The 26,012-nt window shown below is 46.9% G+C and carries 26 protein-coding genes, 5 pseudogenes and 1 riboswitch; of the genes and pseudogenes, 26 read left to right on the top strand and 5 right to left on the bottom strand.

Features of this window, described 5'->3' with window-relative positions:
* From IEW48_RS13310 to IEW48_RS13375, 14 genes and pseudogenes are all read left to right on the top strand, one after another.
* A pseudogene (locus IEW48_RS13310) lies at positions 1–574 on the top strand (IS1634 family transposase); the annotation flags it as partial.
* 622 nt (positions 575–1,196) lie between these two features.
* The gene (locus IEW48_RS13315) at positions 1,197–2,192 is read left to right on the top strand and encodes a hypothetical protein (RefSeq protein ID WP_188624173.1); all 996 of its coding nucleotides are present in this window, start codon (positions 1,197–1,199) and stop codon (positions 2,190–2,192) included.
* Between the two features lie 69 nt (positions 2,193–2,261).
* Positions 2,262–2,717: a putative iron-sulfur cluster-binding metallochaperone gene (locus IEW48_RS13320; protein WP_188624174.1), complete on the top strand. Its 456-nt coding sequence runs from the start codon at positions 2,262–2,264 to the stop codon at positions 2,715–2,717.
* A 45-nt stretch (positions 2,718–2,762) separates the two neighbouring features.
* Positions 2,763–3,089 (top strand): YnfA family protein, encoded by a 327-nt coding sequence (locus tag IEW48_RS13325; RefSeq protein ID WP_188624175.1) that lies wholly within the window; start codon positions 2,763–2,765, stop codon positions 3,087–3,089.
* 92 nt (positions 3,090–3,181) lie between these two features.
* Complete coding sequence (locus tag IEW48_RS13330; RefSeq protein WP_027725300.1) at positions 3,182–3,511, top strand: ArsR/SmtB family transcription factor; 330 nt, start codon at positions 3,182–3,184, stop codon at positions 3,509–3,511.
* Between the two features lie 30 nt (positions 3,512–3,541).
* Entirely contained in the window at positions 3,542–4,582 is a 1,041-nt protein-coding gene (gene arsB / locus IEW48_RS13335) for an ACR3 family arsenite efflux transporter (RefSeq protein WP_188624194.1), read from the top strand.
* Between the two features lie 4 nt (positions 4,583–4,586).
* Entirely contained in the window at positions 4,587–5,009 is a 423-nt protein-coding gene (gene arsC, locus IEW48_RS13340; protein WP_188624176.1) for an arsenate reductase (thioredoxin), read from the top strand.
* A gap of 61 nt (positions 5,010–5,070) precedes the next feature.
* Positions 5,071–5,130: riboswitch (Fluoride riboswitch) on the top strand.
* Positions 5,131–5,183: 53 nt separating this feature from the next.
* On the top strand, positions 5,184–5,579 hold the full coding sequence (gene crcB, locus IEW48_RS13345; RefSeq protein WP_042683993.1) for a fluoride efflux transporter CrcB: 396 nt from the start codon (positions 5,184–5,186) through the stop codon (positions 5,577–5,579).
* On the top strand, positions 5,572–5,940 hold the full coding sequence (crcB, locus tag IEW48_RS13350) for a fluoride efflux transporter CrcB (protein ID WP_188624177.1): 369 nt from the start codon (positions 5,572–5,574) through the stop codon (positions 5,938–5,940). The genes crcB (IEW48_RS13345) and crcB (IEW48_RS13350) overlap by 8 nt, the downstream gene beginning before the upstream one ends.
* A gap of 61 nt (positions 5,941–6,001) precedes the next feature.
* Positions 6,002–6,559 carry a cupin domain-containing protein gene (locus IEW48_RS13355; protein ID WP_188624178.1) on the top strand — a complete coding sequence of 186 codons (558 nt, stop codon included), beginning with the start codon at positions 6,002–6,004 and terminating at the stop codon, positions 6,557–6,559.
* Positions 6,560–6,706: 147 nt separating this feature from the next.
* On the top strand, positions 6,707–6,850 hold the full coding sequence (locus IEW48_RS13360) for a hypothetical protein (RefSeq protein ID WP_188624179.1): 144 nt from the start codon (positions 6,707–6,709) through the stop codon (positions 6,848–6,850).
* Positions 6,847–7,764 carry a hypothetical protein gene (locus IEW48_RS13365; RefSeq protein ID WP_188624180.1) on the top strand — a complete coding sequence of 306 codons (918 nt, stop codon included), beginning with the start codon at positions 6,847–6,849 and terminating at the stop codon, positions 7,762–7,764. Before IEW48_RS13360 ends, IEW48_RS13365 begins: the two co-directional genes overlap by 4 nt.
* Before the next feature lie 150 nt (positions 7,765–7,914).
* Positions 7,915–8,349 carry a GNAT family N-acetyltransferase gene (locus IEW48_RS13370; RefSeq protein WP_229704051.1) on the top strand — a complete coding sequence of 145 codons (435 nt, stop codon included), beginning with the start codon at positions 7,915–7,917 and terminating at the stop codon, positions 8,347–8,349.
* 64 nt (positions 8,350–8,413) lie between these two features.
* Positions 8,414–9,259, top strand: a complete 846-nt coding sequence (locus IEW48_RS13375; protein ID WP_188624181.1) for a GNAT family N-acetyltransferase — start codon at positions 8,414–8,416, stop codon at positions 9,257–9,259.
* Positions 9,260–9,275: 16 nt separating this feature from the next.
* Here the strand turns inward: IEW48_RS13375 and IEW48_RS13380 are convergent, their stop codons facing one another.
* Complete coding sequence (locus IEW48_RS13380) at positions 9,276–12,644, bottom strand: DEAD/DEAH box helicase (protein WP_188624182.1); 3,369 nt, start codon at positions 12,642–12,644, stop codon at positions 9,276–9,278.
* Between the two features lie 216 nt (positions 12,645–12,860).
* On the opposite strand from IEW48_RS13380, the gene rlmN reads away from it, so the two are divergent.
* The 7 genes from rlmN to IEW48_RS13415 all read left to right on the top strand — a co-directional run bounded on the left by rlmN (position 12,861) and on the right by IEW48_RS13415 (position 20,196).
* Positions 12,861–13,928, top strand: a complete 1,068-nt coding sequence (gene rlmN / locus IEW48_RS13385; RefSeq protein ID WP_188624183.1) for a dual-specificity RNA methyltransferase RlmN — start codon at positions 12,861–12,863, stop codon at positions 13,926–13,928.
* 234 nt (positions 13,929–14,162) lie between these two features.
* On the top strand, positions 14,163–15,080 hold the full coding sequence (locus IEW48_RS13390) for an ABC transporter ATP-binding protein (protein WP_188624184.1): 918 nt from the start codon (positions 14,163–14,165) through the stop codon (positions 15,078–15,080).
* A complete protein-coding gene (locus IEW48_RS13395) occupies positions 15,080–16,681 on the top strand; it encodes an ABC transporter permease (protein WP_188624185.1) in 1,602 nt (533 codons plus the stop codon). Before IEW48_RS13390 ends, IEW48_RS13395 begins: the two co-directional genes overlap by 1 nt.
* 220 nt (positions 16,682–16,901) lie before the next feature.
* Positions 16,902–17,624 carry an MOSC domain-containing protein gene (locus IEW48_RS13400; RefSeq protein ID WP_188624186.1) on the top strand — a complete coding sequence of 241 codons (723 nt, stop codon included), beginning with the start codon at positions 16,902–16,904 and terminating at the stop codon, positions 17,622–17,624.
* Between the two features lie 24 nt (positions 17,625–17,648).
* A complete protein-coding gene (locus IEW48_RS13405; protein ID WP_188624187.1) occupies positions 17,649–18,275 on the top strand; it encodes a trimeric intracellular cation channel family protein in 627 nt (208 codons plus the stop codon).
* Positions 18,276–18,442: 167 nt separating this feature from the next.
* Complete coding sequence (locus IEW48_RS13410) at positions 18,443–19,120, top strand: GDSL-type esterase/lipase family protein (protein WP_188624188.1); 678 nt, start codon at positions 18,443–18,445, stop codon at positions 19,118–19,120.
* Between the two features lie 134 nt (positions 19,121–19,254).
* Positions 19,255–20,196, top strand: coding sequence for a DUF4349 domain-containing protein (locus tag IEW48_RS13415; RefSeq protein ID WP_188624189.1), 942 nt, complete (start codon positions 19,255–19,257; stop codon positions 20,194–20,196).
* A gap of 13 nt (positions 20,197–20,209) precedes the next feature.
* Here the strand turns inward: IEW48_RS13415 and IEW48_RS13420 are convergent.
* Both IEW48_RS13420 and IEW48_RS13425 read right to left on the bottom strand, forming a co-directional pair.
* A pseudogene (locus IEW48_RS13420) lies at positions 20,210–20,566 on the bottom strand (ABC transporter permease); the annotation flags it as partial.
* Positions 20,563–20,856: pseudogene (locus IEW48_RS13425) on the bottom strand (IS21 family transposase); the annotation flags it as partial. The pseudogenes IEW48_RS13425 and IEW48_RS13420, both read right to left, overlap by 4 nt.
* A gap of 144 nt (positions 20,857–21,000) precedes the next feature.
* Between IEW48_RS13425 and IEW48_RS17470 the strand changes: the two are divergent.
* Positions 21,001–21,303, top strand: a pseudogene (locus tag IEW48_RS17470) (group II intron maturase-specific domain-containing protein); the annotation flags it as partial.
* Between the two features lie 561 nt (positions 21,304–21,864).
* Here the strand turns inward: IEW48_RS17470 and IEW48_RS13435 are convergent.
* Both IEW48_RS13435 and IEW48_RS13440 read right to left on the bottom strand, forming a co-directional pair.
* Complete coding sequence (locus tag IEW48_RS13435) at positions 21,865–22,338, bottom strand: hypothetical protein (protein ID WP_188624197.1); 474 nt, start codon at positions 22,336–22,338, stop codon at positions 21,865–21,867.
* Positions 22,313–23,026: pseudogene (locus IEW48_RS13440) on the bottom strand (IS256 family transposase); the annotation flags it as partial. The gene IEW48_RS13435 and the pseudogene IEW48_RS13440, both read right to left, overlap by 26 nt.
* Positions 23,027–23,262: 236 nt before the next feature.
* On the opposite strand from IEW48_RS13440, the gene IEW48_RS13445 reads away from it, so the two are divergent.
* The 4 genes from IEW48_RS13445 to ltrA form a co-directional block, all read left to right on the top strand.
* Complete coding sequence (locus IEW48_RS13445) at positions 23,263–23,829, top strand: RNA polymerase sigma factor (protein ID WP_188624191.1); 567 nt, start codon at positions 23,263–23,265, stop codon at positions 23,827–23,829.
* Positions 23,822–24,292, top strand: a complete 471-nt coding sequence (locus IEW48_RS13450) for a hypothetical protein (RefSeq protein ID WP_188624192.1) — start codon at positions 23,822–23,824, stop codon at positions 24,290–24,292. The genes IEW48_RS13445 and IEW48_RS13450 overlap by 8 nt, the downstream gene beginning before the upstream one ends.
* A gap of 10 nt (positions 24,293–24,302) precedes the next feature.
* Positions 24,303–24,602 carry a DUF4367 domain-containing protein gene (locus IEW48_RS13455; protein ID WP_229704054.1) on the top strand — a complete coding sequence of 100 codons (300 nt, stop codon included), beginning with the start codon at positions 24,303–24,305 and terminating at the stop codon, positions 24,600–24,602.
* Between the two features lie 290 nt (positions 24,603–24,892).
* Positions 24,893–26,012, top strand: a 1,120-nt coding sequence (ltrA, locus tag IEW48_RS13460; RefSeq protein WP_188624193.1) for a group II intron reverse transcriptase/maturase, incomplete at its 3' end; no start/stop codon positions are given.

Genomic DNA, 26,012 nt, shown 5'->3' on the forward strand with positions numbered 1-26,012 from the left:
GCATGTCAAAGAAATTATTGTCGGCGATGGGGAAGCCCGCAAGAGGTATGTTTTGGTTTACAACCCCAAAGAAGCCCAGCACCAACGCGAGGAACGCAAAAAACTACTGGAAAAACTGCAGACGGAACTGGATGGGCTTAAACAGTTACCGCATGAGGCCCATAGCAAAGCGGCCTGCCGCCTGCGGTCCCATCCTTCCTACGGAAAATATCTTCGCCAGTTAAAAGACGGAACGCTTCGCATCAACAAACAGGCGATCCGGGATGCGGAAAAGTATGACGGGAAATACTTGATTCGAACTTCCGATGATACCTTGTCCCCGGAAGATGTGGCCCTGGGTTACAAACAACTGATAGAAGTCGAGGACGCTTTTCGAACATTGAAATCGACGTTGGAATTGCGCCCGATGTACCACCGATTGGAGGATCGCATTCGCGCTCATATTCTGCTCAGTTGGCTGGCACTTTTGCTGGTTCGAATCGTGGAAGTCGATACCGGGGAATCCTGGCGAAAGGTTCGGGACGAATTGCAACGATTAGCTTTAGGTCATTTTTNTTGTCGAACTCAGGATCTAATTTATCATCCAAAAATAAATCCCGTCCTGGGAAAATAAAATCTGTCCAAGGATAATAAATCATGTCCATGAAGCCTAGCGTGACCAGGGTTTTGCCTGGATCCATGCTGGGTTTTCTGTTGATAGGGGGACAGGGTATAGGGAGGAAAGGGTTGAGGGATCAGGTTTTATCCCAATATACCCATCCCTTTTTCCTCTCTCCTTACCCCTGCTCCCTATCCCCTCCAAATATTTCCCTGGACATTTCCCAACGTTCCATTTCCCTCATCCCTTCCCCCTAATCCCCTAATTTCTTCCAATTTGGCGGACACTTTTTATTTTCCTCCCATTTTGCACCAACTGGTTCCTCAAATCCCGAAAACCCTTGTGCGGCAAGGGATTGGAGGCTTTGGTAGGGCTTAAGTGGGATGGACATGAATTATTTTCTCTTGACATAGTAGGGAAATTAAAATGGAATCATCTCGTTCAGTTCGGTTTTATTGTTTAGAGGGGGCAGGGGGAAAGGACGTTCGGAGAGCATTAAATTATCTTTTCGCCTTTCAGTAGCAATTACCTGGCATATGATACAATATCGTGTAAGAAAGTGACAATAAAGTGGTCAAAACAGTGGTGGGTGGATTTAATGCTCACATGCATTGTGTATGAGCGGGATATTAAATCAATTACTGAAGTTCTTATGAAAGAAAAAGTAATATTTCATCCACGGATATCCCCGACAGGAATTCCAAATTTCCAAAATTATGGATTCCGTGACTTTGTTCTACTCATCGATAGAAATATTTGTTCTTCATTATTACAACTATGCAAAAAAGGAGAACTTCCGAATCCACATGTAACCAGACTCATTGGGTGTTTAATGTTCTGGAGCATCTTTAACAATATTAGTGTAACTTCAGGTGTGGCATTAACAGAATATTTGAATTCAACCAATAACAGGTTAGCGGCTGGTACTGAGTTAAAAATGTTTCAAAAAATATTTAATTACTACCATCCAAATGTATGGTTAAATTTGGGGATGGGTAAAGAAATAGCTATTGAACCAATGAAGTTAGAAATTAATGATGTCCTTGAACTAAATTGGGACTTGGATCACTTTTATTTTCATTACGCCGAGATGCTCCATATCAGTTATTTGCTAAATCGAAATGATATGGAACCAGAAGAGAAGATGATTGAATATTTACAATGGACAAGCTCAAATCTTTTGTTTTCTCAATATACAACAATCTATGCCTGTATGTTATTTACAAACAGCATAAAGGCCATTCGATTTACAAAAAAGAAAGATATTCTAAAGGAATGTAGGAACCAAGCGTGGGATCTGACTTACTTGTCAGAATGGAGCACGTTGTATTGGGACGATATGTTGCATCAGCAAGTGTTCTTATTTTCGACATTTGACAAAGCTTTGAAACGAATATTTATAGAGACTCACTCAGCGGACGAAAATTTTTTGTATAAGTGGTTTGGTAGAAAAAATGGGGAAAAGATACTTCATGAGTATATTCGATTAACAAATCGCAAGACAAAAACAGGGATTAAAATGGATGATGTTAAGTCCATTATTAAACAAGAGGAAGATAAACTTATAGAATTATTGAATGGACAGTCAAATTAGTACCACTGTAAGAAGATAGAAAACATGGGTTTATGACTCGAAGGCATGAGTATGAGAGGTGCAATTTTTATGGACTGTTGTACTCAGACGAAGCGAGAGGGAACGATGAAAACGAGTTGCCCGAACTGCGGGCAAAACGGAAGACATGTGCCGCTGGTGACGCTCAAGTCTTTGCTAAAACCTGCGGCTTTGGCGACGCTTGAACCTGACCGTGATTACGCCTTTTGCCCTATCCCGTCCTGTGTGACGGTCTATTTTGCGTTGGACGGTTCGTTGACCTTCGCCGCGGGAGACTTGAAAGTTCCCGTCTTTCAAAAGGATTCGGGCATGGATGTCCCCGTTTGTTACTGTTTTGACTGGACGAGGGAACGAATCATGGAAGCCTTGCGACACGCCGTTGAGCCGCTTCAGGAAATCAAGAACCATGTTCAGGCGGGGCGTTGCGGTTGTGAAGTGAATAACCCCCAGGGGGCTTGTTGCATGGGGAACGTGGCGGAGTTTGTTCGACAGGTGAACGAGAACTGACCTGTTGAACATGGATCGGTTGTTCCGACGTAAGGGTGAGAAGTGATGGCAAAGGCGATTGTTTTGTTTTTGGCGGCAGGATTGGCGGAAATCGGTGGCGGGTATCTGGTTTGGCTATGGCTGAGGGAATCCAAACCGATATGGGTCGGCGTGCTGGGAGGGATAATCCTTGTGCTGTACGGGATCATTCCCACCCTGCAAAGCTTCCCGAACTTTGGCCGAGTATATGCCGCCTACGGCGGGGTCTTTATTATTTTGGCGGTCTTCTGGGGATGGTTCGTGGACAGGAAAACGCCCGATCTCTACGACTGGATCGGAGCGGTGATTTGCCTGGCGGGAGTTTCCGTCATGTTGTGGGGTCCGCGGTCTTGATCCGAAGGGAACAATTCGCATTTCCAAACAAGTTTATTTTGCATAACCATATAGTTATATGGTAAATTTATTATGAAGGAAGGTGAAAGGATGTGGACATCGAAAAATTGGCGGAGATGCTGAAAGCGTTGGCCGATCCCACCCGTTTGAAAATGCTCGCAATACTCCAGCATCGGGATTGTTGCGTATGCGAATTCGTTCCTGTGTTCAAGATCTCCCAGCCAGCGGTTTCCAAACATTTAAGCCGATTGAAAACGGCGGGGTTAGTCAAGGAGAGCCGCAAAGGGCAATGGGTGTTTTACTCTCTGAACCGTGAAGTTCTTGAACAGGTTGGATTGGCGTTGAGGCAGTTGCCCGACATGTCGGATGAATTGAAAGAGCTAGAAAAACAGGGACTATTGGTTAATGTTTGCTGTGAATAAGAAGGAGTGTATCACATGGGCAGTCAAAACATCAAAAGGTTGTCGTTTCTGGATCGGTATTTAACGGTGTGGATTTTTCTGGCCATGGCCGTTGGCATCGGTTGCGGTTATTTGTTTCCCAACATGGTGGACAACTTGAATGCTTTACAGGTCGGCACCACCTCCATTCCCATTGCCATCGGTTTGATCCTGATGATGTACCCGCCGCTGGCGAAAGTGCGATACGAGGAACTGGGCCATGTGTTCCGCAACGTGAAAGTGCTGGGCTTGTCCCTGGTGCAGAACTGGGTCATCGGGCCGCTCCTCATGTTCGTGTTGGCAATCATTTTCTTGCGGGGCTATCCCGAGTACATGGTCGGCTTGATTCTGATCGGTCTTGCCCGTTGCATCGCCATGGTCATCGTCTGGAACGATCTTTCCAAAGGGGACACTGAGTACGCGGCGGGCTTGGTGGCGTTCAATTCCATCTTTCAGGTTTTGTTTTATTCGTTCTACGCGTTCGTGTTCGTCACGATTTTGCCGCAGTGGCTCGGATTGGAAAGCATGGTCATCGAGATCACGATGGCCGAGGTCGCCAAAAGCGTGTTTATCTACCTGGGCATTCCCTTCCTTGCGGGGATGATCACCCGATATGCACTGGTGAAAACAAAGGGGAAAGCATGGTACGAGCGGGTGTTCATTCCGAAGATCAGCCCGCTCACCTTGGTCGCCCTGCTGTTCACCATCGTGGTCATGTTCTCCCTCAAAGGGGAGGTCATCCTTGAGTTGCCCATGGATGTGCTCAGGGTCGCGATCCCGCTTCTCATCTACTTTGTCGTCATGTTTGTGGTGTCGTTTCTGCTCAGCAAAAAAGCGGGAGCAGGCTACCCCGTCTGCACGACGCTTTCCTTTACCGCCGCCAGCAACAATTTTGAACTGGCAATTGCAGTGGCAGTCGGGGTGTTCGGCATTCATTCGGGAGCGGCTTTTGTGGCGGTCATCGGCCCACTGGTGGAAGTGCCCGTAATGCTGGCTTTGGTGAAGCTGTCGCTCTATTTCCAACGCAAATTTTTTTCCACGCAAGGAGGCTGACGAAATGGCGGAGAAACCGATCCTCTATTTCCTTTGCACAGGCAATTCCTGCCGCAGTCAAATGGCGGAAGGGTTCGGGAAAAAATATCTTGGTGACCGTTTTGACGTGTACAGTGCAGGAATAGAAGCTCACGGTCTCAATCCGTATGCCGTTCGGGTCATGCGGGAGGTGGGCATCGACATCTCCAATCAGACATCCGATGTGATCGATTCCGAGCTGTTAAACAAAGCGGATTATGTGATTACGCTTTGTGGCGATGCCAACGAACGATGCCCGATGACACCCCCGCACGTGACCCGCTGGCATTGGGGCTTTGACGATCCTGCCAAGGCAACGGGGACGGAGGAAGAAAAACTGGCGGTATTCCGCCGCGTGCGGGACGAGATTGCAGAACGAATCAAGCGGTTTCGCGACACGGGAGAATAGATACCAGAATACAGGCTGTTGGGATTGATTTTCGATGAAATAGGGAATATGATAGTGTCAACGCGAAATAGGCGATGGAGTTCGCCATAACCGCCTGACGGCTGATGACTCCTACCGATACGAGTGTATGGGTAGGGGTCTGTTTTTTTATCCAGCATTTCGGGAGGAATCAGCATGTCATATTTTTTGGTCGGAATTGCGGGGATCATCGGCACTTTGCTTCGGTATGTTTTAGGATTGTGGGTTCAACAATTGGTTCCGCAAACCTCGTTTCCCGTTGGCACGTTGGCGGTCAATCTGGTCGGTTGTTTCGCCCTGGGATGGTTTTTCCAATGGGTCATGGACAAAAACCGCCTTTCACCTCGTGTTCGCACCAGCATCAGCACGGGTTTGATCGGCTCCTTTACCACGTTTTCGACGTTCAGTGTGGAAACCGTCCAATTGTTCCGTCAGGGACTATGGGGGAGCGGGATTGCGTATGTAGGGATAAGTATGATCGGCGGATTGTGTCTGGTTTGGATGGGAACGGCGGTTGCCGACAGGAGAAGGGAGAGGGTTCGACATGGCTGAGATCGGTTGGATAGCGGCGGGCGGCTTTTTGGGAGCGATGACTCGTTACGCGATGGTTGCATTTGTTTCCGCCCGTTGGCCGACCAGGTTGCCTCTTGGAACGCTGTTGGTGAATCTGATCGGTTCCTTTTTGCTCGGATGGATCGCAAGCAGTGGATTAAATGAACAGATAGCATTTTTTCTGGGAACGGGATTCATGGGGGCGTTTACGACGTTTTCCACGTTCAAACTGGAGAGCGTGAATCTGTTTCGGCGGGGCGAAGGGAAGACAAGCCTTCTGTACATGGGGATGACGTACCTTCTCGGCATCGGAGCGGCATGGCTGGGATACCTGATCTATATGCTACTTTTCACCCTATAGTGGGCCATCGCATAAAATAATCGCAGATTGTGTTGATCCCACTTCAAAGGAGGGTGAACCTTTGAATTCTTACTACTCTTACTCGTATGACAGGATGCAGTGGCGTTATCCCATTCCCGCTTATTGGCCCCCTCAACAAGACTGGCGGTACTGGCAACCGTATGCTGGCGGTATTATCCAATATACAAGGAACGACGAGAACCCTCTCGTTGAATTAAAGGATTACGGTGGTCAACCGTTCGTGGTCAATATCAAGCAAGCCGCCAAACGGAATCCGAATTATCGGACAGCATTATGGACAGGAAAACATTTGCAAGTGACGTTGATGAGCATTGAGGTAGGGGGAGATATCGGACTGGAAGTTCATCCGAATGTGGACCAGTTTATTCGTATTGAACAAGGACAGGGTCTTGTGCAGATGGGGGAACAAAAAGACCGTCTGGATTTTGAAAGAAGAGTGTCCGAAGATGACGCGATCATGATTCCAGCTGGGACGTGGCATAATGTGACCAATATAGGGCATGTTCCCTTGAAGCTATATTCCATTTATGCTCCGCCTGAGCATCCGTTTGGCACGGTTCACAGGACGAAAGCCGAGGCCATGGCCGCTTATCGGTGACTGATTTGGCAGTTTCGTTTTAAGGATGATGAAGGTCTAAATATAGTCACGATTCCAGAGGTGCCCTACGGGCTTACACAAAATTCTTGACGATACCGAAAATTTTGGTATTGTAATAACAAATTATGTTTTTGGGGCGTGTTATTGATGAAAGATAAAATTAAAGAATTGGGTTATGCAATTGCTAAGGGAAGTGTAAGTTCAATACCATTGGCAGGTGGAGTTTTATCGGAATTATTCAGTGTAGCTTTTACCGATCCAGCGACAAAGAGAATGGAGGGAAACCGATGAGATTAGCTAAATATGTTCTATTGTTGGCAGTTGTTATCGTTATACAGGGATGCCAATCTACGGCCCATCAATCGGTTAGTCAGGAAACACCACATATGCTAGGCTTTGGTATTTCACTTGGGGATGAGCGGTATATTGATGATTGGCGTTTTACATTAGAAATTATGGAAGATCGGTTTAAACCTGATGCTCTCTTGGTCGAAAATTTTCACCCCGATAAACAACCTTATCGGCTCCATTTCTTCCTTAATTATGAACCTTATCCGGTCATTTATAACGGTGAAAAACATACCTATATTGATGTGGAGGTCCCTGGAAATACAACGGTTGATGTACCCATAGAAGTTCCTGGTTTAAGCGAGGGTGTACATGAATTGCTAATTGTACTCAACAGGAAACCAGATCGGTATGTTGAATCAGATGAATTCATACCACCTGGTGAAACAACTTTAACCCGCTTAGCACGATTACACGTTGGCCAAAAAACAGAAACGGATGTATCGAGCCATATATCTTATGAAATGGTGCAAGTAGAAGAAGCAGAACCCCTCCATATGATTTTCCTATCTGAAGAACCCTTGACCGCTTTTGACGGGGAAAAGCTTATCACAGCGATCACGGAACCAGAACAGTTGGACAATTTGTGGCTACATTTTCCTGTCTATCAACCGGGTCAAACATTCGCCTTAATGGTCCTCCAAGATACGGAAATGATCACACAAACTTATTTGAAAGCAGAAAACACGGGTGTAGCTCATTATCCCCTCGATTTAGAATTAACACAACCTGAAAACCCGAGTAACCTTATCATTCTCTTAGCCGGTAATCCTTTTCAAGTGCCTGGAACAAATGAAGAAATGTACGAGGGACGAATGGTCTACGTCAATAATCGAATCACTGTTCACATCGAATAATACCAAACACTGCTCATACATGAGCAACCGCATCTGACAAAAAAGATGATGATGCATTGTTTTTTCAATGTGATGGATGTCATATGTAGCCCCTGTGTTTAAGTTTACGCTGTATGTGTCATTCATCGAAAACACAGTCGGAGGTGTTATATGAATCTAATCATTAGACCGGCTACTTTACAGGATGTCGTTGCCCTCGGTCAACTAATGAGTGAGCTCGGATACCCTACTTCCAGCGAAGAGATGACAGAGAGGTTTAAAAAAATCTATGCTCACCCTGACTACTATACGCTTGTGGCAGAAGTTGATGATCAGGTCGTCGGGATGATCGGTGCGGTCTTTGCTCATCGCTACGAAAGCAATGACGATTACGTACGCATTGTGGCCATGGTTGTACGCTCAACTCATCGGGGGTTAGGCATTGGTAAAAAATTGTTGTCGGCAGTCGAACAATGGGCGAAGAAAAAAGAAGCACGTGCCATTGTTTTGAATAGCGGAAACCGAGAAGAAAGAGAACCTGCCCACCGCTTTTACACCGGTCAAGGATTTAAGCCCCGCTCAACCGGCTATTCTAAATCAATATAAACATTCACTGCATGAGGTTACTGCTGCACACGATAATTAAGATTTTAACTGGAGGCCGTTTAATATGGAAGTTTATACGTATCAGCAACCTGAAGTTTTTCGGCAACGCGTTGAATCATATTTATTGCAAAAGGAAGATATTCATAATCTCGCCTTGGGTATCATCAACCATTTGGCTGATCCGAACGGTCAGTATGATGATGCCACTCATTTTTTCATGGCCACAGTTGAGGATGCGGGACAAATCAAGCTGGTCATGGTTAAATCAACGAGCTATCTTGTGTTGTCCAGTTTGGAAAATGATTTGGATGAGGCCATGTCAGTTGCGGTATCATATCTGCTCGAACATGATCTCTCGATACCTGGTGTCATCGGAGTGCGTAGCATTGCTGATGCGTTCATCAACCATTGGAAAGAAAAAAGTCAACAGACGGTAACCGTAGCCATGAAGCAGAGAATTTACCGCTTAGAGGAAGTGAATGATGTCATTAACTGTCCTGGCAAATGTCGTGCTGCTACGAGTGAGGATATTGAACAGGTCACGAAATGGATACAGGCATTTTCGGCGGAAGCGCTTGAGCCGGTGTCTTCGAAGGAGGCACGGGATTTTGCGGAACGGTGTATTTGTAAACAAAGCCTATACATCTGGGAGGATCACGTGCCGGTTTCCATGGCCAATTCAACCCGGCCAACGAAAAATGGCATTGTGATCAATGCAGTCTATACACCTCCAGAATACCGGAATCATGGATACGCCACAGCGTGTGTTGCCGCATTAAGTCAGCACCTGCTCAATAGTGGCTATCATTTCTGTACGTTATATACGGATTTGGCCAATCCAACATCAAATAGTATTTACATGAAAATCGGCTATCGACCGATAGCCGAATCGATTGTGTATAAGTTTTAACAAGCAGTGAGCCGGCTCACTTCAAATCCAAAATCTCTCTCAGTTCTTCTTCACTCAGCGCCCCCAGTAACGCCTCATCATGGGTAAGCACATCATCGATCAGGGCTTTCTTTTTCTGTTGTAAAGCATAAATTTTTTCCTCAATGGTGCCCTGGGCCAACAAGCGTATCACTTGGACCACTTTTTTCTGGCCTAAGCGGTGGGCCCGCCCAATAGCCTGCTCGTCCACGGCCGGGTTCCACCACAGATCATAGAGAATCACTGTATCGGCCCCTGTTAAATTCAGTCCGGTTCCCCCGGCTTTTAAAGAGATCAAAAACAGATCTCTCTCCCCTTGATTAAAGGCTTCAACCATTTTGACCCGCTCATGCGCTGCTGTTTGGCCATCCAGGTAGAAAGTGGCCAACCCTTCCTTCGCCAATGCCGCTTGGATCAGGGCCAGCATGGAAGTAAACTGGGAAAAGAGGACCGGGCGCCGCCCAGCGCTGACAGTTTCTCTCACCAGGCTGACGAGCTGCTCCAGCTTTCCTGAGCTGCCGCGATAGTTGTCCACAAAAAGGGATGGATGGCAGCAGATTTGGCGCAGACGGGTGAGTGCAGCCAAAATTTTGATGCGGCCTTTCGCCAATCCTTCTGTGGCCAGTGCTTCCCGGGTCTCTGCTTTGGTTTGCTCCAAATAATGGAGATAGAGCGCCTTCTGCTCCCGGGTCAGCTCCGAAAACTGCACATGTTCGATGCGGGCAGGCAACTCTGTTAATACATCCTGTTTCAGGCGGCGTAAAATAAACGGTTGGATCACTTGACGCACTTGTTGCGTACTAAGCTTGACAAACCTTTGCCGCTTGGGGAACAAGCCGGGCAATACCGCCTGAAGAATGGCCCACAGTTCGTCCAGCCGGTTTTCGATGGGTGTGCCGGTCAGGGCGAAGCGGCGGCTGGCAGTAAGGCTGAGCACCGCGGCAAATGTTTTAGACTGGTAATTTTTGATCTGCTGCGCTTCATCAAGAATCAGCACACTAAAGTTTGTTTCGGCATAAAGCGCCTGGTCCTGGCGCAACAGGGGATAGGACGTGATCCACACCTGGGCCTGTCCACTGCGTTTCATCTTCTGGGCTCTCTCCGACGGTGTGCCGTCAAGAACCGTCACTGCAAGCTGTGGAGCAAACCGCTCCAGTTCATAGCGCCAGTTATAGATTAATGAGGTGGGAGCGACGATCAAGGCTGGTGCGTCGAGCAGGCCTTCTTCCCACTCCGACAGCAGGTAAGCGATGGCTTGCACGGTTTTACCCAGGCCCATTTCATCGGCCAAGATCCCGCCCAGTCCATAGCGGGAAAGGGTTTTAAACCAAGCGAAGCCCTCTTCCTGGTACTCGCGGAGACGGGTTTTTAGGCCGCTGGGCAAATCAAAATGCTGAGTTTCCGGCTGGCGCAGATGGGCCAGGAGTTGGCGAAACGCGCGGCTGTAGTGGGCCATTTGGCGATGCCCCCGGAGCAGCTGGTCGATCTGCCAGGCCCGGAAGAGGGGCAGCCGGACTTTTTCTTTTAACAGCTGATTCAATTCAAGGGACAGGGCGTCGCTGACTTGGCTAGCCACTTGTAACGCCTCTTGATTCAAAGGCATCACCGTGCCGTTGGCAAAACGGACAAAGCGTCGTTTCTCTTTCAATCCGCGCACAATAGCGGCAATGCGCGCTTCATCCAGTCCCTCCAAGTGAAAGTTGATCTCCAGCCAGTCGTTTGTTTCAGGCACATCCACTTCCAGGCGTGCATCCAGCTGTGCCTCGCGTCTCATCCGTTCCAAGGTCTCGTCCAGATAAATGTCCGCCACCGCCTCCAGTTGGGGCAAAGTGTCAAACATCAGCTGATACAAAGCCTCTTCACCTGGCTCAACGGCCAATCCATCTGTTGTGACGGTCAGCGGGGCATTTTCCAGCAGGTCCATCACCCGTTGTTCATGTTCTTGGTCACGGATGACAATCACCTCTTCTGTCACCGGTTTTAATCCTTCGTTATCTAACATGTAGGGCTGGTCGTCATACAAAGGAAAAATGTAAGGGCCGTAATGATGAAACACATTGACACCCACCGGCCCGTCCGGCTTGTGCTGAAAAATATCAATCACGGTCTGGACGGGCTGCCGCACCAGATGCCGGGAAATGGCTTTGTCCACCTCCACTTTGACCACGCCGTCCAGCGGGTTAACAACCTCTTGCAACACTTGTCCCACCAAATCGGGGCCCAAAGGCAGATAGAGTTCCTCTTGCAACTGTCCTGTAAGAGATTGGAGATGGCGCACGGTTTGAAACAGCTGTCTGATCCTGCTCCGGTCTTGTTCAGCAACAGGATAGAAGGTGCCTTCTTTTAACACCAGACCGTAATCCGGAACATTATACCACTGGCGCCATTCGTTCAAATCCAAGGCATAGGAAGCCTGTTCTGTCGTTGCAGGATGATGCGTCACTCTGACGGTTAACGGTAAGGGCTGTTCTTGTTGAAATTTCAATAGGTGTATCATGCGCGCATCCACGTGGTTGGACCCAAAAGGTGAGCGGCAGGCAACAAGCGAATGACGTTCGGACAACAGCGGCAACAGCTCACCAGCGAGTCCGGGTGTAAGTAACAGGTAACGTTTATCTTTAACGATCAGTTGTTCCTCACTGACAAAACGGTATTCAGCAAGATGTTTTTGGATGAGCTGCACAATGTGACGGTCAGATTCTTCCAGTCTGTGCTCCGCCGGATCATATGTGAAACGGGGAGTAAACGGATAAGGTTGTTGCTCAAGATGGTTTAAAAACGAAGCGATGTCTTTGACGACGTACTCCCGCTCCACACCGGCTTTCAATTCCAGCATCAGTGCTGACAGTTCATTATCTGCATAAGTCCGCACAATGCCATGTAGCAGGTAGGTGAGCTTCAGTGTCTGGCGGTCAGAAACGCGCACTGAGTGATTGCCCGCTTGTTCTGGTGTCCTTTTTGGCCCATCCGCTTGGGTGTGGGCAAGCTCACGGAAAGTGTGCACCAACCGCTGAGCCAGATGATGGGTTGGTGACATGCGACTCTGCCACTGATCCTGATACGTTGACCATTCGCTGCCCAGAGCCAAAAGGACCGCAACCTGATGTTTGCACACCCCCCAATTTTCATTGGCTGGACAGTGGCAAAAAACTTGAAAGGCCTGCTCTGTTTCCCGCTCCACATGGACCTCATACCTCTCGTGTTGCCCCTGCACCTTGGCCACCCATGAAGCAGGACCGGTGCGGATGAGTGATTTGACCCGTCCCGATTGGAAATAGCGCACCCCTCTTTGAAAGATTTGTGGTGGATAAGCGTATTCAATATCTTCGATGCTCAGGGGAAAGTGATCAGACAGGTGAATAGGCATGGTTTTACCTCCTGCAGAAAGAATGACAGAGTGGTGCTTCTGTTGCCGCGGTAAGTTTCATCAACCCAGACAAGCCAACCTTTAAGCGCCATGAGCGGCTCTATCCGTTTTCATTGTAACAAAGATCAGCATTAATTTCCTCACATTGCATGCATGGAGAATTCGTTTTATCATTAAGTGAGATTCTAAATGCAGGCTTGGAAAAGAGGGGATTGCATGAAACATTCCATCTATGGACTGACACTGGAACAATTAACAGCTTGGCTGGTGGAACGCGGACAAAAAAGTTTTCGGGCCAAACAAGTGTGGGATTGGTTGTATAAGAAGAGGGTTAAAGACTTCTCTGAAATGAGGAATGTCAATAAAGATTGCCTTCAATTATTACAGGAGCATTTTGTCATCCAGTCATTAAGCGAACAAATCAAGCAGCAATCGGCAGATGGAACGATTAAATTTCTATTTAAATTACCGGACGGTCACATGATTGAAACCGTGTTAATGAGACATCATTATGGTTTGTCGGTATGTGTAACAACGCAAGTCGGTTGTAATATCGGCTGCACTTTTTGCGCTAGTGGTTTATTAAAGAAAAGCCGGGATTTGTCAAGCGGTGAAATCGTGGAACAGATTATCAAGGTTCAGCAGTATCTTGATCAATATGAACAGGGTAACAGAGTCAGTCACGTAGTGGTAATGGGCATTGGTGAACCCTTTGATAATTATGATCACTTGATGGATTTTTTGCGCATCATTAATGACCAAGACGGATTGGCCATCGGCGCCAGGCGTATCACGGTATCCACCAGTGGTATTGTGCCTAAGATTTATCAATTTGCCGATGCCAATTTACAAGTCAACTTAGCGATATCGCTGCATGCCCCTAATGACGAACTGCGCACCCAGATCATGAAAATCAATAGAGCTTATCCCCTGAAAGAGCTTATGCGTGCTTGCCAGTATTATGTGGCCAAAACGAACCGCAGGATTACCTTTGAGTATATCCTTCTAAAAGATGTAAATGATCATGAGCAAGAAGCCCTGCAACTGGCAGATCTCATCGGTGACATGCGGCATCTGGTCTACGTGAATTTAATTCCATATAACCCTGTCGCTGAACATCAGCAATATCAGAGAAGTACGCCACAAGCAGTGCAAGCGTTTTATGAGACGCTAAAAGCGAAAGGGATCAACTGTGGTATCCGTCGGGAGCATGGCACAGACATTGATGCTGCCTGTGGACAGTTACGAAGCAAACAAATCAAAAAAAATGCCGCCCTTTGTTAGGTTGCTTAGTTCGTAAACTTCACTCCCCTTTACACGGAACGGAAAGATCAACTGCTAACCGTGTAAAGGGGTTCATTTTATTCGTTGGGCTATGGAAGGATACGAGAAAGATCTGCTTAACCGTCTGAAAGGCCAGAAGCTTTCGTCCATTGACTTCAAGCCTTACTGGGATGAATTTTATGAATATCTGGATGTATTGAAGACCAGTTTTTACAAATAACGGGAGGGTTGACTATGGCCATCTTAGAAGCCCGTCGCTTAACAAAGAGGTTTGGTCATATTACTGCCTTGGATGGTGTGGACTTGGAAGTGAATGAAGGGGAAATATACGGCTTTATCGGGCCCAACGGAGCGGGAAAATCGACAACGATCCGCATACTGCTGGGATTGCTCAAAGCAGATGGGGGAGAAGCGAAAATTTTTGGCCAAGATGTTTGGCAAGATGCGGTTGATATTCATAAGCGCGTGGCCTATGTACCGGGGGACGTCAATCTGTGGCCCAATCTGACAGGGGGCGAGGTGATCGATTTATTTGTCAAGTTAAGGGGAACGAATAACAAGAGCCGCCGGGAGGAGCTCATTGAAAAATTCAACTTGGATCCATCCAAGAAATGTCATACGTACTCGAAAGGGAACCGGCAGAAAGTGGCTTTGGTTGCGGCCTTTGCAGCGGATGCAGACTTGTATATTTTGGATGAGCCCACATCGGGTCTGGATCCGCTGATGGAAAGAGTGTTTCAGGAATGTGTCCTGGAGGTGAAAAGAGAGGGCAAAAGTGTGCTCTTGTCCAGTCACATTTTGTCCGAGGTTGAAAAATTATGTGATAAGGTGGGCATTATCCGCAAAGGAAAAATCATTGAGTCAGGTGCGTTAAGCGAACTCCGCCACTTGACGCGCACCCATTTGCTTGTGGAGACGAAGCAGCCCATGCAGTCGCTGGGTGAGTTAAAAGGTGTCCATGATATTGTGGTGGAAGGCCCGACAGTCAGGTTCCAAGTCGATACTGAGGAATTGGACAATGTCATCAAATATGTGAGCCAGTTTGGCGTGATCAGATTAGAAAGTGCACCACCGACGCTGGAAGATTTATTTATGCGCTATTACGAAGGAGAGGTGCATGCTGAACGGACAGGAGTGGGAGGTGCGTCCTGATGTCCAAACACTTATATGCCAATACGGGGAAGCTGTCTCGGTTTATCATCCGGCGGGACCGGATTCGTATCCCAGTATGGCTGCTCGCTTTAACGACAGTGACAGTGGCCACTGCAACAGCATTTACTCATTTATATCCTACCCAAGCAGAACGCCAAGCGCTTGCTGAAGTGATGATTAATCCGGCCATGACCGCCATGGTCGGCCCTGGATATGGCTTAGACCATTATACATTAGGGGCCATGATGGCGCACCAAATGTTGGTGTTTACTGCTGTGATCGTGGGGATTATGAATATTTTACTCGTCACGCGCCATACGCGTGCGGACGAAGAACAAGGCCGTATTGAATTGATTCGGTCACTGCCGACGGGACGTCTGTCTCATTTGGCAGCCGCAATTTTAGTTATATGCGGGGTTAATGTGCTGTTGGCCTTGATGCATGGCTTTGGTTTATATCTGTTGAATATAGACAGCATGGATCTGAAGGGTTCATTATTATACGGTGCGACCTTAGGTGCCATTGGCATTTTCTTTGCAGCTGTGACCGCCTTTTTTGCCCAGCTGTCTGAAAGTTCGCGCGGCACGCTGGGCCTGTCGTTTGCTGCGCTCGGTTTGGCCTATATGCTCCGGGCCATTGGTGATGTGAGCAACGAGACACTGTCCTGGTTATCACCGTTTGGCTGGGTTCATGCCACCGAGGTCTATGTCAATAATGTCTGGTGGCCCATCTTGTTAATGCTTGGCACAGCGCTCGTATTTGCCATTCTGGCCTTTTATTTAAATGCCAGACGTGATTTGGAAGCGGGATTTCTGCCCTCGAAACCCGGACGAAAACATGCTTCGCCATTTTTGCAAACGCCTTTGGGTTTGGCGTTAAGGATTCAGCGCACAGGGATGGTGGCCTGGGGAATTGGTTTATTTATATTAGGTGCGTCGTATGGTTCCGTATTGGGGGATACGGAAGCATTTTTTGCAGATAATGAATTAATGCAAGAGTTTTTGAACCCGGTCGAAGGCATGCCCTTAACGGAACAATTTGTAGCCAAGCTGATGTCGGTGATATCAATATTCTGTACCATTCCAGCACTGATGTTCGTGTTTAAATTGAAAGGGGAAGAGAAAAACAACAGGACAGAGCAAGTGTTAGCAAGGGCGGTGTCGCGCACACGGCTGCTGGGGAGCTACTTCATCATTGCCTTTGCCGGCGGACTGCTCATGCTGTCCCTCGCAGCGGCGGGAATGGGGGTTGCGGCAACGGCAGCCATGGACAGCATCCCGTTTGGGACGTTTATGCAAGCGGCATGGGTTTATTTGCCGGCGATGTGGGTGATGATTGGCATGGCCGTTCTGTTCATAGGGGTAGCACCGCAGTTTTCCGGTTTCACTTGGCTGTATTTGATTTACTCCTTTGTCGTTGTCTACTTGGGCGGGCTGTTCCAATTTCCGGATTGGATGGTGAATGTAACACCTTTCAGTCACATTCCGCAGCTGCCTATAGAAGAGATGGCATTTACCCCGGTTATCATGCTGACCGTGATCGCACTGGTGTTGATCGCCAGTGGATTTATCGGCTACAACAAACGGGATATTACGGGATAAATCAAAACCTCCGGCGAATCGCTGGAGGTTTTGTGGAAGAGGGGGAAGCAGACCGTGTCAATCACCTCTTGCAGCTACGCTAAAAAATTAATCAGCGGAATAATTTGCCGTGCCGAAATAAAGAATGTCGGTCGTGTGGTTACCCGGCATTCTTCTTTTTATGCTAGAATTTATGCAAATGTTTCAGAGAAGATGAACGTTCTTAACAGGAGGGGAGCCCATGCTTATTGGCCATATTAAGTCGATCCTCCGCTATCCAGTCAAATCGTTTTCCGGAGAACAAATCAAAAAAACAAACGTGATGCCCTATGGTTTATACGGAGACAGGAGCCATGGTTTAATGGATGAAAACCGGCCAGGGAAATTCCTGACCCTTACGCAATGGCCGGAAATGGTCTGTTACCAAGCCAAGTTCTCTGGCAGGGAGTCATTGGAGGAATATCCACAAGTACAAGTCAAAACGCCGGAAGGGAAGACATTGATATGGGGAGATCAACAACTTATCCAAGAGTTAGAGCAGAGGTCACAGAGAAAGGTGTCACCAGTAAACTATAGGCCTGGCCATGTTCCTTTAGGAGCTATTGAGGAAGAGCATATTCAACTGGTCACTGACGCTTCCCTAACGAGATTAAGTGAGCTATGGGGGCGAGAGGTTGATGTTCGCCGTTTCCGTCCTAACTTTTTGATCCAACTTATTGACTTTGTTCCGTTTATTGAAGATACGTGGATTGGGCGGCGCCTCAAAATTGGAGAACAGGTTGAGCTTGAGGTCCAACGGCACTGTGAACGCTGCATGATTATCACCATTAACCCGGCAGATGGGACCAGGGATCCTTCCTTTTTAAAAACAGTGGTTCGCCACAGACAAAACAGGTTTGGCGTTTATGCAACAGTTGTTAAGACAGGGGTTGTTGTCGAAGGAGATCCTGTTGTGATGATCTAAGTTTGGTGAAAGAGAGTGGTCAACTTGACTTGGGAAGTGCTTAACGTGATCGGAACCATGGCTTTTGCGATCAGTGGAGCGATTGTGGCCATGCGTGAAGAGTATGATCTTTTGGGTGTGTATGTGCTCAGCTTTGTCACGGCGTTCGGCGGGGGAGCGGTACGCAATGTGTTGCTTGGTCTTCCCGTTTCATTGTTGTGGGAACAGCAGGGATTGTTTATCCTTGTTTTTGTAGTTGTCAGTTTGTTTATCCTGCTTCCTCAACTGATCATCAAACCTTGGAACCGGTGGGGTCATTTTTTTGACGCGATTGGCTTGTCGGCTTTTGCGATACAGGGGGCCATGCTGGCCAGCCAGGCCGGGCATTCCTTGGCCGCTGTCATTGTGGCCGCCACGTTAACCGGAACAGGGGGAGGCATTATCCGTGATGTCTTGGTTGGGCGGAAGCCGCTGGTGTTCAGAGACGAAATTTATGCCCTGTGGGCGGCCCTGGCCGGCTTTATTGTTGGGATGGGGTGGGTTATTCCGCCTTGGACTACCTATTTTTTATTTGTGATCGTTGTGGTCTTGCGTATGGTTTCAGTTTTTTATAAGTGGCGGCTGCCAAAAGCAAGGGCGATTCAGACTTCAGAGGAAGAGCGAAGGTCATAGCGAACGTGTGCAGCTGATAAGTATCGGCCGGCCTAAGGGTGCGTTGTTTTGCTGCAGAGATGTCCCTGCTCCCATCTTCACCATTTTATGAGTCAATCTGTCAGTTTGTTGAATATAACAATCATAGTCCACCCGAAAAAAGCAGAAAGGAGACAGGGGCATCTCAAGTGAGAGAAGACCAGCGTCACCCTCTCTTGTATGTGGCCTTGGGGGACTCATTAACAGTGGGCATCGGCACGCTCTTTAAGCCCGGTTTTGTTCAGCAGTATAAGAAAAAGGCTGAACATGCTTTGAAACGGAATATTCAGCTCAAAAGTTATGCCAAAAACGGGACGACATCAACGGATATTCGGCACATCATGTCAAATGCCCAACTACAACACGACCTTCAACGCGCGCATCTTATCACTCTCAGTGTCGGTGGCAATGACTTGCGCAAGGCCTCAAAGCCTTTTTTAAAAACCTGTCATGAAACAGTCTTGCAGCAAGCTCTCAAAGAATTTAGAAGAAACATGTCCCATATTATGACCATGATCAGTACCTTGAAAAAAGATCAGAAACAGGGTTATATCATCCGGTTACTTGAGATCTACAATCCGTACCCGCACTTGAAAGTGGCAGAAAAATGGATAAAAAAATTTAATCAGGAGTTAAAACGGTTTGAAGAGCAGCCGACTGTCAAGGTGATCCCAGTCTATAAGGCCTTTAAAGGTAGGGAAGGCCAAGTGTTGTGGATTGACCGCCTGCACCCCAACGCCAAGGGATATGAAGTGATTGCGGAAGAATTGGATAAAGCAGGCTATTATCCGTTGCTCAAAAAGAAGTCTGACGGCCTCAAGCTTTAAGAGAGGGCCGTTTCTTTTTTAAACGGTGGGAAGTGATAGAGCTGGAACTCTTTCTTTCCATTCTGTGCAACATTTGATGTCCTTTACCCGTCTATGCAGATAAATGGCATGTGATCAATAAGGGGGAAACTATTTTGGTTAAAAAAAGAATGCATACCTGGTATTGTTCATTGGTGATGGCTTTACTGGTCATGATCAGCGGTTGTTCTGCTTCATCCGGGGATATGGCGGGTGAGGCCGGCGATGCAAAATGGATCACCCATGAGGGCCAAGCAGAGAGCGCCGATACGGCCATTGAGCGCTCATCAGCCATCAGGGAAGAAGAGGCGGCAGAAGCAGAGGCGGGAAGTATGGATGGAGACCCAGAGCGTAAAATTATCCGTGAGCAGTATCTCCATCTGGATGTGCAAGATTTGGACCAGACACTGGAGCGAGTCGAAAAACTTGTCAACAGGATATCCGGGGCATATATTGAAAGTGTCGAACAATGGGAGGTGGAGACGCCTCATCGCCAGGCAGAATATCATGCTCATGTGATTTTGCGGTTGCCGGTGGGGCAAGCGGTTTCTTTATTGCAAGAGATAGAAACCTACGGCAATGTGCTTCGCCGTTCGGTTCATGGGCAGGATGTGACCGTGGAATATGTGGATAATGAATCCCGCTTGCGCAACCTGACCAAGCATGAAGAACGTTTGTTAAGCTTATATGATCAGGCTGAAACAATCGAGGATATGTTAAAACTGGAGAAGGAGTTGTCACGGATCAGGGAACAAATTGAAACCATCCAGGGCCGGCAACAGTACCTAGACCGTGTTACATCCACTGTACGGGTCACGCTGGATATAAGGCAAGTAGAGGAAAAGGAATATCTGGGCGCACAAGATAACAAATCCGTTTGGCACGAAGCCTGGGCAGGATTAAAGCAATCGGTGCATAACATTGGGAGGCTGGCTCAGCGGGGATTTGTATTACTGGTTACGCTCATCCCTTATCTGATCATTGTCGCAGTGCTGGGACTTCCAGGTTATATGCTCACCACCCGGCTCTACCGGAAGAGGAAGACAAGGGGGGATTGAGCTTTACGATCCGTCAACTTTCGCTGTCCTGATGGAGCAGTTGGACACGCGCATTAAAAAACGTTTTATATCCCATTTGAACAAATAGGATCACAGTTAACGCCACGCTGCCGGTCACCCCCAGCATGATGGCAATTTGATATTGGACAGCTGTGAGCGGGGAAGCACCGGCTAGAATTTGCCCCGTCATCATCCCGGGCAAAAAGACGATGCCCATGCCTACCATTGAATTAATGGTGGGCAGAATGGCCGAATGAAACGCATGTTTAACAATGGGATCGGTGGCCAGTTGAGGAGTTGCTCCTAGCATAAGGGCTGCTTCTATCCGTTGCTGTTCAGATTTCATCCCTTCTACTAGCCGGTCTACCCCTTAAAGCCATGTTCCTGCTTTAATTGTTCGTACATCTTCTTGCTTGTCCGCCGTTGTTTTCTTGGCAGTTTGGCGTCCTCCTCCAGCCAGTCATCAATGATTTGACCGTATCCTTCTTCCTCCATCATTCCCCGTTTTCTCTTTATTTTTTGTCTGACCGAAATGTCTCCATCCGCATATTTCTGGACTGTTCTCCAGTTAAATCCCGTCCTGCGGACAATTTCGGAAAGCGATAACCCTTTCTTTTCACGCAAATGTTTGATATGATTAATTTCAGGCATTGCTAGCATCCTTTCATTACCTCCACTGTTTTGTTCTTCACAACCTTAAACAGTAGAGGGTATTTTAGGAGCTGGCAAGCCTTTTTTTATGCCATGAAGCTCTGCACTTTTTTGTTGCAGAACTCTGTACTTTCATTTTGCACTAAACAGGGGGCAGGACAGCGTGTAAAGCAGACCATTCAAAGGTTCTTGGAGAGAAAGTTAAAGCTCAAAATCAACGTGGAAAAAAGTGTGGTCGATCGCCCTTGGCGAAGAAAGTTCCTTGGTTTCAGTTTCACTCCGCAATGTGAAGCCTGTATACGACTCGCCCCAAAGTCCATTCAACGTTTCAAACAGAAAATAAGACAATTGACAAACCCGAACTGGAGCATAGCAATGGAGGAAAGAATAGAGAAGCTCAATCAATATATGATGGGGTGGATTGGCTATTTTGCCTTGATCGAGACACCTAGCCGACTCTGCCGGAAAGTGAGTTAAGTTCTAAAAGAAAGTCGTGTCCAAACGGCTAATCAACAACTCCATTTGGGCATAATTTTCACAAACATTCGTTATTTTCGCTAAACTATTTTTACTTGAATCTTCTAGTCACATATTCTGCTGACACTTCACTTAGTGAGCTAAAATTAGTTCGTTCCCGTCCAATTTAAAAATCAAAAAAGCATGCCGTTTCATGAGTGGTTATCCTCGTGAAATCGGCACGCTTAACCTCCGCATAGGTTATAAATTTTAGTCGAACACAAACAGTAAAAAAACGACATATATAATCATGTTCATAGGCATAACGAATAGATACATCTTTTTTGCTTTCTCTTTCCTCTCATATCCAGCTTTATTGAACAAGTATTCTATGAAAAATGTAGATACACTTATAACGAATGTCACAAATATATACGGAATAACATTACTATCATAAAAATTAGTTGGGATTGGAGAAAGCATTACTAGTAACAATAATAAATTGGTCGAAATAATGTACCTATCTAAGAAGTTCATAACCAATTGAGTTAACCTCCTATACTATGGGCACATTAGTGCTCCGCCTACCCAAATAGCTCCAGTTACAGCTGTAATAGCAAGTAGAGCTGGTGTAGTCGCTACTCCTAGAATCATCATGGCTGCTTGCATGTGAATTCCGTGAAATAAACCCAAAGCAGATAGTGCCGCAGAACATAAACTGAAACTCATAGTACCGTATTGTAGTTCCCCTTGTGCCATTAATTCGAGGTTGTTTTTAAGTACGCTATTTACATGCTCAATATCCTTTTTAATTTCTTCTAAGCTGACATCAGAAGAAATGTCCTGCAATGCGTTTGCTAGCTGATCTTCGTTTACAAATAAAAATTGATTTGCTTTTTCGTCAAATATTAAGTGTTCTGCTACCACTTCCCCTATCAGTATGTCTTCTGGAGTAGCATAGTCATCATCATTTGTGTGGACGTTCTGTGCAAAAACACTCCCAACTCCTACGTTCCCGCTTGCGAATCTTTTCATTCAACCGCTCGACGCTGTTGGTGGTACGGAGACGCTTTCTGTACTTCTCAGGGAAAGCCAAAACGGCGGTGGCATCCTCAAACCCGTTTTCCAAAATGCGCATGGCTTTAGGCGCTTTCTCTTCAAACGCTTTCAGGGTTTCGTTGAGCAGTCATTGGGCTGTTTGGCTATCGGCTGCATCTAGAATGCGTCGGACATGGCCATGAACTTCGTCTCTTAGCGCTTTTGGTGTGGCATCCAGGATATTGCGCATCAAATGGGTCTGGCAGCGTTGCCAAGTCACTCCCTGGAAGTGTTGGCGAATGGCCCGGACTAACCCGCCATGGTCATCAGAGGTGATCAAATCGACACCACCAAGACCACATTGTTTTAACCCACTGAAAAATTCGCTCCAGCTTGCTTCCGATTCCGTGTCAGCGGTCATGATTCCCAAGACTTCCCGGTAACCGTCCGTGTTGACACCGATTCCTATCATCACGCCTCTGGACCGTACCCGGCCATTCTCACGGACTTTGAGGGTCAACGCATCCACCAGCACAAACGGAAATGAGCTGCCAGACAGTGGACGATGATTCCAGGCTTCCACAAGGGGATCAAGCCTTTTGCACAGGTCTGAAACGGTGGACTTGGAAAAATGAGTGCCGCAAAGCTCTTCGGTAATCTGAGTCACTTTACGTGTGGAAACCCCTACCGGGGATGAAGAAGCATGGCTTCCTCTCTTAGATGAAAAAGTCTCTCTATAACTAAAACGACTTAAAGGGGCTGCATATGACGATTTTTTTCACTTTTTTTAAAAATAAATTTCGACATTTTTTTGCACAACACCATTGCGTGGCTATATTAGGATTTTAATATAGGGAACCTTTTACTAGAAAGTACGTTTTAATAGATAGAAGTTTAAATATATTACAGGAGAGGGTATACGTGGAGCAAGAACAATGGTTGTATCTCTTACGCAATAATTTCAATGAATTAGACCACGGCGCCCAAAAATGGGTCTATACAGCTTTTCGAGATTTAGTCTATCGAGATATTTTCTTTATAACACGCAATCATGAACTGACCACAGATGTTGTACAGGAGGCGTTTTACAAGGTAATCGAAAAAGCCCCACAACTGAAAGACACGACATATTTAAAAGCTTGGATCATTAAAATAGCTCGGAATCATGCTTATGATTTATACAAAAAAAATGAAAAATATCGTCACCAGCCTCAAGTCGTTATAGATATGGAGGCTCCTTTTTTACCCCCTTCGGTGGCTGAACAAGTGGAAGATCAGATTCGGAATGAGATTCTACATGAAACCATGAACGAGTTAAAGCCCGTGTATCGTCAAGCCTTGTTTATGTATTACATCGAGGAAAAACCGTATAACGAAATTTCACAGAAGCTAGGTACAACGAAGCAAGCTCTAGCTCAAATAATGGTCAGAGCAAGAAAAAAATTATACCACTACTTTTCAAAAAGATGGGTTGATGTTGATGAGTGACGAATTCAAACATAACGATGAACAATTAAAAAAATGGCTGAAGCAAGTCCACCAAGACGTGGAGATTCCAGACGGCATGGAATCTTGGCTTGAGGATAAAGCATATCTGGATAAGAAGAAAAGGCGAAAACGATGGATGAAGCGACTCCAAATGGACGCGTTGGTCGCCTGTATGTCTTTGCTGATTAGTTTTTTCATGACTACCGATTTGTCGAAAGCTTATTCTCAATTCCAAGGGTTTGTAAAAAAAGTGCAGGAGAATATTGTTGAGATTTTCTTTGATGATCCAGAGCCGCATATTGAAGAAAGTGCAGAGGCTAAAACGTCACCGCCTCCCTTAGCTGTAGTTACAACCCCCACAGAGGGATTACAGCCAGAGGACACAAGCTTGGAGAAGCGCGGCAAAAGATCGCCTTCCATTTTTAGCCGTTCCCGCTTACACACCCGAAGGATACGAGCTTGATATTGTCCGTATCTATCAGGACACCGATGGGGAATACCGAACAGCTTTTATGGAGTATGTTAATGAAGCCGGGCTGATTATTCAATTGAACCAGCGTCTGTTATATGAACACTCCACGCCAGCGACAACAAGGGTTACTCAAGATTCGACTATTAAAGATATTGTTTTAAATGGACAGACGGCAATTATGATGATTCACGACAATGATATTATCCATCTGGAATGGCTAACAGCCGACCAAATTAAAATGTCTGTATTTGGGCTTTTGCCAGCGGACGAAATGATCTTATTAGCAGAATCGCTACAATAAAAAAATAGCAACAGGAGCATCCCTGCTACTATTTTTTTGTACGCCCGGCATGGGTGCGTGACTATAGGGTGAAAGTCCCGAGTACCTGAGTAAGGGACGCCTGAAAAGGGAAGGACCGAACGTCAATTCAGGGATGAATCAGACTCTTTCGAGACGCAGTGCGTTGAAGCAGAATTCCTGACGGAACTCCTCCAAGGAAGGATGGGTGAAGCCCGGAGGGCCTTGGAATGAGGGCTGAGCATTGCCCGGTAAGACCTGACACCTCATCCCGCGAAAGGAGAAATATCTCGATGGCTTTGTTGGAGAACATCTTATCACGGCCAAATTTAACCAAAGCACTCAAACGTGTGGAGGCTAACAAAGGCGCTCCCGGCATCGATGGGGTTTCAACTGAACACCTCCGAGATTATCTCCGGGAGCACTGGCCAGCCATTAAACAAAAGCTGCTGGAGGGGACCTACCAGCCAGCACCTGTCCTCAAGGTCGAAATCCCGAAACCTGACGGAGGTGTGAGGCAGCTAGGTATCCCCACCGTGGTCGATCGACTGATCCAACAGGCCATCCTCCAAGTCCTTACACCGATCTTCGATCCTCACTTCTCAGACCATAGTTTTGGTTTCAGGCCTGGACGGAGGGCGCATAGTGCGGTCAGACAGGCTCAGCGTTATATCCGGAAAGGATATAGACATGTGGTTGATATAGACTTGGAAAAGTTCTTTGACCGCATCAACCATGACATTCTGATGAGCCGAGTGGCGAGAAGGGTCAAAGATAAACGAGTCCTGAAACTGATCAGAGCCTATTTACAAGCGGTCATGATGCTGAATGGGGTCTCTTTTCGCTCTGAAGAGGGGACGCCGCAAGGCGGCCCGCTAAGCCCTTTACTGGCCAACATCCTTCTGGATGATCTGGATAAGGAATTGGAGAAACGGGGTTTACACTTCTGTCGCTATGCCGATGATTGCAACATCTATGTCCGTAGCAGACGTGCGGGACAACGAGTGAAACAAAGTATTCAAAGGTTCTTGGAGAGAAAGTTAAAGCTCAAAGTCAACGAGGAGAAAAGCGCGGTCGATCGCCCTAGGCGAAGAAAGTTCCTTGGTTTTAGCTTCACTCCGCAACGTGAAGCCCGCATACGACTCGCTCCAAAGTCCATTCTACGCTTCAAACAGAAAATAAGACAATTGACAAACCCGAAATGGATCAGGAGAAGGCTAAGGATGTGCAAATGGCAACAATGGAAACGAGTCAGAACCCGTATACGTGAACTAAGAGCCCTGGGACTTAAAGAACACGAAGTGTTCGAAATCGCCAATACCCGTAAAGGAGCATGGCGAACGACCAAGACACCTCAATTGCATAAAGCCCTCAGCAAAGCCTACTGGCTTGCGCAAGGGCTTAGGAGTTTAA

Source organism: Caldalkalibacillus thermarum (genome assembly GCF_014644735.1).
Lineage (GTDB): Bacteria > Bacillota > Bacilli > Caldalkalibacillales > Caldalkalibacillaceae > Caldalkalibacillus > Caldalkalibacillus thermarum.

Bases quoted from the DNA above. Each gene is read 5' to 3' on its own strand.
- IEW48_RS13360 (WP_188624179.1), top strand. From the start codon at position 6,707: ATGAAAGATAAAATTAAAGAATTGGGTTATGCAATTGCTAAGGGAAGT.
- IEW48_RS13450 (WP_188624192.1), top strand. From the start codon at position 23,822: ATGAGTGACGAATTCAAACATAACGATGAACAATTAAAAAAATGGCTG.
- crcB (WP_042683993.1), top strand. From the start codon at position 5,184: ATGTCATATTTTTTGGTCGGAATTGCGGGGATCATCGGCACTTTGCTT.
- crcB (WP_188624177.1), top strand. From the start codon at position 5,572: ATGGCTGAGATCGGTTGGATAGCGGCGGGCGGCTTTTTGGGAGCGATG.
- rlmN (WP_188624183.1), top strand. From the start codon at position 12,861: ATGAAACATTCCATCTATGGACTGACACTGGAACAATTAACAGCTTGG.
- IEW48_RS13395 (WP_188624185.1), top strand. From the start codon at position 15,080: ATGTCCAAACACTTATATGCCAATACGGGGAAGCTGTCTCGGTTTATC.
- IEW48_RS13390 (WP_188624184.1), top strand. From the start codon at position 14,163: ATGGCCATCTTAGAAGCCCGTCGCTTAACAAAGAGGTTTGGTCATATT.
- IEW48_RS13325 (WP_188624175.1), top strand. From the start codon at position 2,763: ATGGCAAAGGCGATTGTTTTGTTTTTGGCGGCAGGATTGGCGGAAATC.
- IEW48_RS13435 (WP_188624197.1), bottom strand. From the start codon at position 22,338: ATGAAAAGATTCGCAAGCGGGAACGTAGGAGTTGGGAGTGTTTTTGCA.
- IEW48_RS13400 (WP_188624186.1), top strand. From the start codon at position 16,902: ATGCTTATTGGCCATATTAAGTCGATCCTCCGCTATCCAGTCAAATCG.
- IEW48_RS13370 (WP_229704051.1), top strand. From the start codon at position 7,915: ATGAATCTAATCATTAGACCGGCTACTTTACAGGATGTCGTTGCCCTC.
- IEW48_RS13380 (WP_188624182.1), bottom strand. From the start codon at position 12,644: ATGCCTATTCACCTGTCTGATCACTTTCCCCTGAGCATCGAAGATATT.
- IEW48_RS13375 (WP_188624181.1), top strand. From the start codon at position 8,414: ATGGAAGTTTATACGTATCAGCAACCTGAAGTTTTTCGGCAACGCGTT.
- IEW48_RS13320 (WP_188624174.1), top strand. From the start codon at position 2,262: ATGGACTGTTGTACTCAGACGAAGCGAGAGGGAACGATGAAAACGAGT.
- IEW48_RS13315 (WP_188624173.1), top strand. From the start codon at position 1,197: ATGCTCACATGCATTGTGTATGAGCGGGATATTAAATCAATTACTGAA.
- IEW48_RS13365 (WP_188624180.1), top strand. From the start codon at position 6,847: ATGAGATTAGCTAAATATGTTCTATTGTTGGCAGTTGTTATCGTTATA.
- arsC (WP_188624176.1), top strand. From the start codon at position 4,587: ATGGCGGAGAAACCGATCCTCTATTTCCTTTGCACAGGCAATTCCTGC.